The organism is Micromonospora lacuserhaii, assembly GCF_036902735.1.
Lineage (GTDB): Bacteria > Actinomycetota > Actinomycetes > Mycobacteriales > Micromonosporaceae > Micromonospora.
Window position 1 is genome coordinate 1 of record NZ_JBAKHO010000095.1, and the last position, 9977, is coordinate 9977.

Annotated in this window: 11 protein-coding genes; 4 read left to right on the forward strand and 7 right to left on the reverse strand. The window is 73.4% G+C overall.

Annotated features, from left to right (window positions below):
• The first annotated feature begins 338 nt into the window (after positions 1–338).
• Genes tsaB through V6U81_RS28410 form a run of 4 tightly spaced genes read left to right on the forward strand, consistent with a single transcriptional unit; the run spans position 339 to position 2808 of the window.
• Positions 339–1016: a tRNA (adenosine(37)-N6)-threonylcarbamoyltransferase complex dimerization subunit type 1 TsaB gene (tsaB, locus tag V6U81_RS28395; RefSeq protein ID WP_334494054.1), complete on the forward strand. Its 678-nt coding sequence runs from the start codon at positions 339–341 to the stop codon at positions 1014–1016.
• Positions 1013–1492, forward strand: a complete 480-nt coding sequence (gene rimI / locus V6U81_RS28400; RefSeq protein ID WP_334494056.1) for a ribosomal protein S18-alanine N-acetyltransferase — start codon at positions 1013–1015, stop codon at positions 1490–1492. The genes tsaB and rimI overlap by 4 nt, the downstream gene beginning before the upstream one ends.
• Positions 1485–2531, forward strand: coding sequence for a tRNA (adenosine(37)-N6)-threonylcarbamoyltransferase complex transferase subunit TsaD (tsaD, locus tag V6U81_RS28405; protein ID WP_334494058.1), 1047 nt, complete (start codon positions 1485–1487; stop codon positions 2529–2531). The genes rimI and tsaD overlap by 8 nt, the downstream gene beginning before the upstream one ends.
• A 22-nt stretch (positions 2532–2553) precedes the next feature.
• The gene (locus tag V6U81_RS28410; protein WP_334494071.1) at positions 2554–2808 is read left to right on the forward strand and encodes a hypothetical protein; all 255 of its coding nucleotides are present in this window, start codon (positions 2554–2556) and stop codon (positions 2806–2808) included.
• A 52-nt stretch (positions 2809–2860) separates the two neighbouring features.
• Here the strand turns inward: V6U81_RS28410 and V6U81_RS28415 are convergent, their stop codons facing one another.
• The 7 genes from V6U81_RS28415 to V6U81_RS28445 form a co-directional block, all read right to left on the reverse strand.
• The gene (locus V6U81_RS28415) at positions 2861–3547 is read right to left on the reverse strand and encodes a DUF4142 domain-containing protein (protein ID WP_334494060.1); all 687 of its coding nucleotides are present in this window, start codon (positions 3545–3547) and stop codon (positions 2861–2863) included.
• 163 nt (positions 3548–3710) lie between these two features.
• A complete protein-coding gene (locus V6U81_RS28420; RefSeq protein WP_334494061.1) occupies positions 3711–4892 on the reverse strand; it encodes an ROK family protein in 1182 nt (393 codons plus the stop codon).
• A gap of 19 nt (positions 4893–4911) precedes the next feature.
• Positions 4912–6171, reverse strand: a complete 1260-nt coding sequence (locus tag V6U81_RS28425; protein ID WP_334494063.1) for a sugar ABC transporter permease — start codon at positions 6169–6171, stop codon at positions 4912–4914.
• Positions 6168–6989: an ATP-binding cassette domain-containing protein gene (locus tag V6U81_RS28430; protein WP_334494065.1), complete on the reverse strand. Its 822-nt coding sequence runs from the start codon at positions 6987–6989 to the stop codon at positions 6168–6170. Before V6U81_RS28430 ends, V6U81_RS28425 begins: the two co-directional genes overlap by 4 nt.
• Positions 6990–7034: 45 nt before the next feature.
• Positions 7035–8126, reverse strand: a complete 1092-nt coding sequence (locus V6U81_RS28435; RefSeq protein WP_334494066.1) for a sugar ABC transporter substrate-binding protein — start codon at positions 8124–8126, stop codon at positions 7035–7037.
• Between the two features lie 233 nt (positions 8127–8359).
• Complete coding sequence (ybaK, locus tag V6U81_RS28440) at positions 8360–8839, reverse strand: Cys-tRNA(Pro) deacylase (RefSeq protein ID WP_334494067.1); 480 nt, start codon at positions 8837–8839, stop codon at positions 8360–8362.
• A 28-nt stretch (positions 8840–8867) separates the two neighbouring features.
• The coding region (locus tag V6U81_RS28445; RefSeq protein WP_334494069.1) for a class I SAM-dependent methyltransferase at positions 8868–9977 on the reverse strand (1110 nt) is incomplete at its 5' end.

Here is a 9977-nt window from a genome sequence, read left to right on the forward strand (position 1 = left end):
TGCTCAGCCTCGGCGGCCACCGACCCGAACTACCCCGCCGATGACCACCCGACCCACACATCCATCACAAGACCCATATTTATGACGCTCCGTCATACCGCTCGTCGTGAAATCGTCCGCCACGGCCGTCACGCTGGGTGATATTGGTGCGGCGCGCCGCGCCGCCACCCTCCCGCTCGACCGGCCCGTCCCGCCCGCGTCGGTCCGGTGCGCCCGCCGCGCGTCGGTCCGGTGCCCTCGCCGCACGTCGTCCGGTGCGCCCGTCGACCGGAGGAGCGGTGCGGCCGGCGTGCGGGCGGTGACCGGGGGTGACGGGCGGGCGGCTAGGCTGGCATACCGTGCTCGTACTGGTGGTGGACTCCTCGACCCCCGCGGTGACCGCGGCGCTCGTGGCCGTCTCGGCGGACGGCGTCACGCTGCGGGCGCACCGCTGCACGGTCGACGCCCGGGCCCACGGCGAACTGCTCGCCCCGCAGGTCGACGCGGTGCTCGCCGACGCCGAAGCCCGGCCGCGCGACCTCGCCGCGATCGTCGCCGGCCTCGGTCCCGGCCCGTTCACCGGGCTCCGGGTCGGGCTGGTCACCGCCGCCACCATGGGGCAGGTTCTCGGCATCCCCACGTACGGTGTCTGCTCGCTCGACGGCATCGGCCACCCCGCGGCGGCCGGCGAGCCGGTCCTGGCCGCCAGCGACGCCCGCCGCCGGGAGCTCTACTGGGCCATCTACGACGGCGCCGGCCAGCGGATCGCCGGGCCGAACGTGGACGCTCCCGCGGTCGTCGCGGAACGCGCCCGCGACCTGGCCGTCACCGTCGCGGTCGGTGACGGCGCCCACCGGTACGCCGACCAGCTCGGCCTGCCGCTGCGCGCCGAACCCCGCTACCCGGACGCCGCCGCGCTGGCCGGCCTGGCGGCCGAGCGGATCCGGGCGGGCGCGCCGAGCGAACCGCTCACCCCGCTCTACCTGCGCCGCCCGGACGCCGTGGCGGCGACCACCCACAAGTCGGTCCTGCCGTGAGCGGGCCGGTACGACTCGACCGGTTCCGCTGGTGGCACATCGACGAGGTGCTGCCCATCGAGGCGGACCTCTTCGGCGCCGAGCAGTGGTCCCCGGCGATGTTCTGGAACGAGCTGGCCAGCGGCCACTGGTACCGGGTGGCGCTCGACGTCGACGGCACGCTGCTCGGCTACGCCGGGCTGACCGTCCAGCCGGACGAGGCGTGGGTGCAGAACATCGCCGTCCGCCGGAACGCCCAGCGGCGCGGCATCGGCCGGGCCCTGCTGGAGGACCTGCTCGCCGAGGCGGACCGGCGCGGCGCTCACAGCGTGCTGCTGGAGGTGGCCGCGGACAACGCGCCCGCCCAGCGCCTCTACGCCGGGTACGGCTTCGAGCCGGTCGGCGTGCGTCGCGGCTACTACCAACCGAGCAACACCGACGCGCTGGTCATGCGGCGCGACGCGGAACCGACCGGGAACGGGACGGACCATGGCTGACGAACCACTGATCCTCGGCATCGAGACCTCCTGCGACGAGACCGGCGTCGGCATCGTGCGCGGGCACACCCTGCTCGCCGACGCGCTCGCCTCCAGCGTCGAGCAGCACGCCCGGTTCGGCGGCGTGGTCCCCGAGGTGGCCAGCCGGGCCCATCTGGAGGCCATCGTGCCGACCATGGAGCGGGCGCTGAAGGAGGCCGGGGTGACGCTCGCCGACATCGACGCGATCGCGGTCACCTCCGGCCCGGGCCTGGCCGGCGCGCTGCTGGTCGGGGTGGCGGCGGCCAAGGGCTACGCGGTCGCCGCCGAGAAGCCGGTGTACGGGGTGAACCACCTCGCCGCGCACGTCGCCGTGGACACCCTGGAACACGGGCCGCTGCCCGAGCCGGCGATCGCCATGCTGGTCTCCGGCGGGCACTCCTCGCTGCTGCTCGTGGACGACCTGGCCCGCGGGGTCACCCCGCTCGGCGCGACCATCGACGACGCGGCCGGTGAGGCGTTCGACAAGGTGGCCCGGCTGCTCGGGCTGCCCTTCCCCGGTGGGCCGTACATCGATCGGGAGGCCCGGGTGGGCGACCCGGCCGCGATCGGCTTCCCGCGCGGCCTCACCGCCGCCAAGGACCTTGCGGCCCACCGGTACGACTTCTCGTTCTCCGGACTGAAGACGGCCGTCGCCCGCTGGGTGGAGGCCCGGCAGCGGGCCGGCGAACCGGTGCCGGTGGCCGACGTGGCGGCCTCGTTCCAGGAGGCCGTCTGCGACGTGCTCACCGGCAAGGCCCTGGCGGCCTGCCGGGCGAACGGGGTCGAGACGCTGGTCATCGGCGGGGGAGTGGCGGCCAACTCGCGGCTGCGGGCGATGGCCGAGCAGCGGGCGGAGAAGTACGGCATCCGGGTGCGGGTGCCGCGGCCCGGGCTCTGCACCGACAACGGGGCGATGGTCGCGGCGCTCGGGTCGCACCTGGTCGCTGCCGGGGTGGCGCCGAGCCGGCTGGACCTGCCCGCCGACTCGGCGCTGCCGGTGACCACGGTCAGCGTGTGAGGGTGTGGAAGGGATGGCCGGCGTGATCGTCCGGATGTGGGAGGCCCGCGCGGAGCCGTACGGGTTCGCTGACCTGATCACCTGGGTCTGCGACACCGCGCTGCCCGGGTTCGAGCACGACCCGCTGCACCTGTCCAGCGAGGTCTTCTCCTCCACCGATCACCGGGTGGTGGTGATCTCCAAGTGGCGGAGCAGCCCACGGTCGCTGCCGGAACCGCCCGCCATGCTGGTCGCCCGGCCGCCGCACGCCTGGGACTTCGCCCAGGTCGACCGCTGAACCGAGGGCGGGCCGGCAGGAGCGTTCCCGCCGGCCCGCCGCCCGCCCCCGGTCAGCTGCGGCGCAGGATCCGGTACGTGGCGATGCCGCCGGTGCCCAGCGCCAGCAGGAAGACCGCCCAGACCACGGTGGTGCTGACCGCCGGGGCGGGCCCGGTGGCGCCGGCCCGGGCGGCGGCGATCAGCGAGTCGCTCTGCGCGGGCGGCATGGCGGCCGGCGGCAGCTGCTGCCAGCGGACCAGCCCGGTGCTCTCCAGCATCGCCATGTGGTCGTTGACGAACTTGTTCGCCTGATCGGCGAGCTTGCGGACCGTGGCGTCGCGGGTGCTGGCCCGGACCGCGCCGATCACCGGGTAGATCTTTCCGTGCGCGACCCGCAACCGGGTCACGAAGATCTGGTCGAACTGGGCCCCGGTGGCGTTCTGCATCTCGGTCAGCCACCCCTTCTGCTCGGTGGTGGGGTCCGTCGGCAGGGTCGCGTTCAGCCTGTTGGCGGCGTCGACGACCAGCTGGTCCAGCACGCCGTGCTGTCGGGCGATCTCCGCGCCGATCTCCCGTACCCGGGGGCTCTGGCCCTTTTCGGCGGCCATCTGCCCGGCCGGCATCTCCCAGAGCCCGGCCAGGCGTACGCCGTTGAGCAGGGTCATGTCGGCGGCGTTCATCTGGTTGGCCGGGGCGGCGACGGCGACGCCGGGCAGGACGACCAGCCCGGCCAGGAGCGTCACGATCAGCACCGCCATCCGACGGGTCCGGTGCCCTGGCCGACGACGTGCGAATTCCAGCGGTGCCATGCTGCGGTGCCTCCTCGGTCCGGGCCGTACGCGGGTCGGCGGGCAGCGCACCCACCGGCTGCCCGTCCGTCCACTGGTACGGATCACCGACCCGATCAGTTCAGTCGGCGCCTCAGCCCACGTCGAGGGGATCGGCGAGGAGGCGTTCGAAGGCCAGCTCGGCCGCGCCGACCAGCGGTGCGTCCGTGCCGAGCTTGGGGGTGCGCAGCCGGACGTGCTCCAGGCAGGCGGGCAGCCCCATCGAGTTGAGCCGGCTGCGCACCTGCGCGGCGGAGGCCAGGTAGAGGTCGCGCATGGTGCCGCCGAAGATGACCAGCTCCGGGTTGAAGATGTTGACCAGGTTGGCGACGCCGAAGCCGAGCCAGTCGCCGGCCTGGCGTACCGCCCGCTGGGCCCGGGCGTCGCCGCGGTCGGCCGCGTCGAAGAGGGCCAGCAGCGCGTCCCGACCGCGGGCGTCGGAGCGGCCGGCGGCCCGGAGCAGGCCGTGCTCGCCGATCTCGGTCTCCCAGCAACCCCGGGAGCCGCACTCGCAGCGGGTCCCGTCGCGGACGACGACCATGTGCCCGACCTCGCCGCCGTACCCGCCGTGCCCGGTCAGCCGGCGCCCGCCGGCGATGATGCCGGCGCCGACGCCGACGTCCCCGTACAGGTAGATGACGTTGTCGCAGCCGGCGGCGACGCCCCGGGCGTGCTCGGCGAAGGCCGCCACGTCGGCCACGTTGCCGACCGTGACGGGCACGTCGAGGCCGAGTTCGGCGGCGAGCGCCGCGCCGATCGGCTCGTCCACCCAGCCGGTGGTCGGGCCGAGCCGGACCAGCCCGTCGGCCTTGCGGACCATGCCGCAGACCGCCACCCCGGCGCCGACGCAGAGCGCCCCGGCCGGGACGCTCTGGTGCATCTCCTTGAGCGCGCCGGCGAGCAGCGGCGCGGTCTCCCCGGCGTCCAGGCCGCGTGGTCGTTCCAGGTCCCGGCGGTCGAGCACCGCACCGCCGAGACCGACCCGCGCGGCCCGCAGCCGGTCCACCTCGATGGAGTACGCGTACGCGTAGACCCGCTCCGACTCGGGGTGGACGACCAGCGACGGTCGGCCGGCCCGGCCGGTTTCCTTCGGTGTCCCCTCGCTGACCAGCCCGACGCCGGCCAGGTCGGCGGTGAGCGCGCCGATCGTGCTGCGGTTCAGCCCGAGCGTGGTGGTGAGCTCCGCGCGGGAGGTCGCCCCGTGAACGTGCACGTACCGCAGCAGCGCACCGAGGTTCTGCCGCCGGATCTCCTCCTGGCTCGGTCCCGCCCGCATCACTGCTGGCACCCCGTGGTCAACGGGTGCCGGTGGCGGCGGAGCGACGACGTGACAGCGCGTCGATGCCCGCGGCCGACAGCAGCACGAGGCCGGTGAAGGTGTACTTGAGTCCGGAGCTGAGGTCCAGCAGGCCCATGCCATTGATGATGACAGCCACCACCGCGCCGCCCAGCACCGCGTGGATCATCCGTCCCTTGCCGCCGAAGAGGCTGGTGCCGCCGATGACGGCGGCGCCGACCGCGTAGAGCAGGACGTTGCTGCCGCCGGTGTTCGGGTCGACCGACCGGTCCTTGCTGGCGGCGATGATGCCGCCGACGGCCGCCATGCCGGAGCAGATCACGAAGGCGGAGATCTTCAACCGGTCCACGTTGATCCCGGCGCGGCGGGCGGCCTCGGCGTTGCCGCCCACCGCGTAGAGGTGCCGGCCGTACGCGGTGCGGTTGAGCACGAAGGTCCAGAAGACCAGCAGCACCCCGATGAGCGGCACGACGACCGGCATCCCCTTGGTGGAGCTGATCAGCGTGTTGATGCTGCGCTCCTGGTTGAGCACGTAGACGGCGGAGCCGAGCAGCAGGGCCAGCCCGGCGACCCGGGCGGCGACCACGGCGATCGGGTCGGTGACCAGGCCGCGGGTGGCCCGGTTGCGGTGGCTGAGGAACTGCACGGTGCCGTACCCGCCGACCGCGACGGCGGCCAGCAGCCACCCGACGGTGGGCGGGACGTAGTTGTTCTCGATCGCGATGATCACCTGATCGCTGATCGAGATGTTGGTCCCCTCCTTCATCAGCAGCAGCACGGCCCCCTGGAAGGCGAGGAAGCCGGCCAGGGTGACCACGAAGGACGGAATGCCGACCTTGGCCACCAGGAAGCCGATGGTGAGCCCGATCAGCGCCCCGGTGGCGAGCGCGGCGAGGACCGCCACGTACCAGGGGTAGCCGAGCACGCTGAGCACGTTGGCCAGGATGGCGGCGCAGACGCCGCTGGCGAAACCGGCGGAGAGGTCGATCTCGCCGATCAGCAGCACGAAGATCAGACCCATCGCGATCACGGTGACCGCGGCGCCCTGGGTGAACAGGTTGGCGAAGTTGGCCGCGGAGAGGAAGACCGGCCGGACGATCGCGAAGGTCACGCAGAGCGCGCTGAGGCCGATCACGGCGGGCAGGGAGCCGAGGTCGCCGCCGCGTACCCGGGCGACGTAGTTGCGGACGTGGTCGCCGACGGTCGGGGCCGGGGTGCCGGCCGGCGCGGCCTGCCGGCGCACGATGGTGGTGGTCATCGGAGTGCTCCTCGGATCGAGTCGGCCAGTTCGCCGCCGTCGCCCGGGTCGTCCCCGGCGGCCTCGGGCCGGAGGCCGAGGTCGCCGGAGCGGCCGGCGGTGATCAGCTCGACCACCTGCGAGTGGGTGATGTCGGTGGTCCTCACCTGGGCGACCAGCTGGCCGAGGTAGAGCGCGGCGATCCGGTCCGAGATGGCGAAGACGTCGTTCATGTTGTGCGAGATGAGCACCACGGCCAGGCCATTGTCGGCCAGCCGGCGGACGAGTTCGAGGACCTGGGCGGTCTGCGCGAGGCCGAGCGCCGCGGTCGGCTCGTCGAGGATGACCAGCCGGCTGTTCCAGAGCACCGCCTTGGCGATGGCGACGGTCTGGCGCTGGCCGCCGGAGAGGCTGGAGACGTGCTGGCGCAGGGTGACGGTACGAACGCCGAGCCCGGCGAGCGTCTCGGTGGCCATCTGCTCCATGGTGGGTTCGTCGAGCACGATGCCGCTGCGCTTCTCCCGCCCGAGGAACATGTTCTGCACGATGTCGAGGTTGTCGCAGAGGGCGAGGTCCTGGTAGACCACCTCGATGCCGAGGCCGGCGGCGTCCCGGGGGCTGTTGATGTTGACGGGGCGGCCCTCGAAGAGGAACTCGCCGGCGTCGGTGGGGTGGATGCCGCTGATGCACTTGACCAGGGTGGACTTGCCGGCGCCGTTGTCGCCCACCAGCGCGGTCACCTCGCCGGGGTGGACGGAGAGGGCGACGTCGCGCAGGACCTGGACGGGACCGAAGCTCTTGTCGATCCCGCGTAGTTCCAGCAGGGGGGTCGCGGGCACTGGGTTCTCCTTCTGGTGTCGCCGAGCGGGTGGGGCGGGTACGGGTCAGCGGATGCCGGCGCCGGCGCAGAGCCTGGCGTACTCCCCACCGCAGACCTCGTCCCTGGTGACGTAGCCGTCGGCGATGACCTGGGCGACGTCGGCCTTGTAGATGGCCCGGGGGGTGAGCAGGATGGCGTCCACGTCGCGGCCGCTCTCCGGGTCCCGGACGGTCTGGCCGGTCTCCCGGCGCTCGCCGTTGGCCAGCGCGATGGCCAGGTCGGAGGCGGCCTTCGCCTCCTCCTTGATCGCCTTGTAGACGGTCATGCACTGGTCCCCGGCGAGGATGTTCCGCAGACCCTGCGGGGTGGCGTCCTGGCCGGTCACCGGGATCTTGCCGTTGAGCTTGTTCTTCTTCAGCACGGAGATGGCCGCGTTGCCCAGGCCGTCGTTGGCCGCGAGGACGCCGTCGATCCGGCCGGCGGTCTTGGTGAGCATCTGCTCGAAGATGACCCCGGCCTGGGCGTTGTCCCAGTCCGGGACCGACTGGGCCGGGCCCCTGCGGTACTCCCCGGCGTCGAACTTGGGCTTGAGCACCGAGTCGTAGCCGTTCTTGAACAGCGTGGCGTTGTTGTCGGTCGGCGAGCCGTTGAGGTAGGCCACGACCGGCTTGGTGGCGTCCTTCTCGGCCAGGCACTTGCTCAGGCCCTCGCCCTGGAGCTTGCCGACGGCCTCGTTGTCGAAGCTGACGTAGTACTCGGCGGAGCCGCTGAGGGTGAGCCGGTCGTAGTCGATGGTGGCGACTCCCTGGGACCGCGCCTTCTCCAGCACCGCCTTGCCGGTACCCGAGTCGAGATTGACGATCATCAGAACGGTGGCGCCATTCGTGATCATCTGTTCGGCGATGTTGGAGAACTGCGACTTGTCGCCCTGCGCGTTCTGGATGTCGGAGGCCACCCCGGCGGCATCGAATGCCTGCTTGAGGAACTTGCGGTCCGCGCCCTCCCAGCGGGCGGAGGACTTGCTGTCGGGCAGGATCACACCGATCTTCGCCTTCTTGCCGTTACCGGCCTGGGCGCCGGTCGACTGGTCGGCGCAGCCGGTCGCGCCGGAGGCCAGCAGCCCGACCGCGGCGAAGGTGAGGAGGCCCTTGCGCATCTGCACGGGTCCTTTCCGGGGGTGGTGGGGGGTGGTGGTGGGGGAGGTCGCGCGCGTTTGTTGTGAGCGGCAACGTATGGCGGTCCCCGTCGTCGCCGCAAGACTCGGGGGTCCCAACTTAGGGGGACTGCGGTAACAATCCCGTAACGCGGGGAAGTCCGGCGAAATCGCCGGACAATGGCGGCCGGAATTGTCGTCGGTACGGCATTCCGCCGCACCCGCTCGGCGAATTCTCAGTGGGCGGCGAGCGGCGCGGTGGTGGCGTCGGTCAGCGCGACCAGATCGGCCGGGGCCAGTTCCACCTGGAGGCCCCGACGGCCGGCCGAGACGTAGACGCTCTCGTACGCCAGCGCCGACGAGTCCAGCACCGTGGGCAGCCGCCTGCGCTGGCCGAGCGGGCTGATCCCGCCTCGCACGTAGCCGGTGGCCCGTTCGGCGGCCGCCCGGTCGGCCAGGGCGGCCCGCTTGCCGCCCACCGCCGCCGCGAGCGCCTTGAGGTCCAGCTCGCCGGTGACCGGGACGACCGCCACGGTCAACCCGCCGTCGACCTCGGTGACCAGCGACTTGAAGACCCGCTCCGGCGGCACCCCGAGCGCCTCGGCGACCAGCGCGCCGTAGTTTGGCGCGTCGGGGGAGACGTCGTACGGGTGGGTGCGGTGCCGGATCTTCCGCTTCGCCAGCAGCGCCGTCGCCGGAGTGCCCTGTCCCGCCATGCCGGTCACGCTAACCCGCCCGGTGGGCTCAGGTCGCGACGGGCCGGCAGACCAGCACCGTCGGCGCTCCGGCGACCCGGGTCAGCACCAGGCTGGCCGCCACGTCGCCGGCCAGCCGCAGGTCCCGGCGCAGCTGCTCCGGCTCCAGCGCCGAGCCGCGCTTGAGGATCTCCACCCGGCCGACCCGGCGCTCCCGCAGCAGCGCGCGCAGCCGCTTCAGCGAGAACGGCAGTGTGTCGGTCACCTCCAGGCAGCGGGCGAACGGGGTGCCGGTCGGGGTGTCCGCGTACAGGTAGGCGATGCTCGGGTCGGCCAGCGTCGCGTCGAGCGTGTCGGCCAGCTCGGCGATCAGGTGCGCGCGTACCACCGCGCCGTCCGGGTCGTACAGGTAGCGCCGGACCGGGCCGACGGCCGCCTCGGCCGCGCCCGCGCCGGTCAGCACGTGCTCGGCCGCGCCGCGCAGCACGGTCGCCCGGCGGGGGACCTCGGCCAGCCGGCCGCACCAGAGGGCCGCCTCCACCAGGTCGCCGTCCGCGCTGACCCACTCCGCCTCGGCGCCCGCCGGGACCAGCGCGTGGTCGATACCCGGGGCCACCTTCACCACGGTGTACGGCACCCGCTCGGCCAGCCCGGTGACGAAGTCCCAGGGCGGGGAGTAGGCGTTCGGGTCGAAGATCCGCCGTCCGGTGCCGGCCCTGCGACGGGCCGGGTCGCAGAAGACGCCGTCGACCCGGGTCACGTCGAACGCCGTGGCGTCGCCGCACTCCACCGTGAACAGCTCGGCCAGCGCCGCCGCCTCGGCGTTCGCGGCGGCCATCGCGGCGGTCACCGGGTCGGCCTCCACGCCGTACACCCGGATGCCGGCGCGGGCCGCGGCGAGCGCGTCCGAGCCGAGGCCGCAACCCAGGTCGGCGAGGGTGCGCACCCCGGCGGCGCGCAGCCGGGCGGCGCGCCGGTCGGCGACGACCCGGCGGGTGGCCTGCTCCAGCCCGGCGCGGGTGAGGAACATCCCGGCCGCCGCCGGCCCGAACTTGCCGGCCGCCCGGCGGCGCAGCTCGGCCTGGGTGAGGGCGGCGGCGGCCAGCCCGGCCGGCACCCCGGCCGGCCGCAGCGCGGCGGCCGAGGTCAGAAGTCGGGG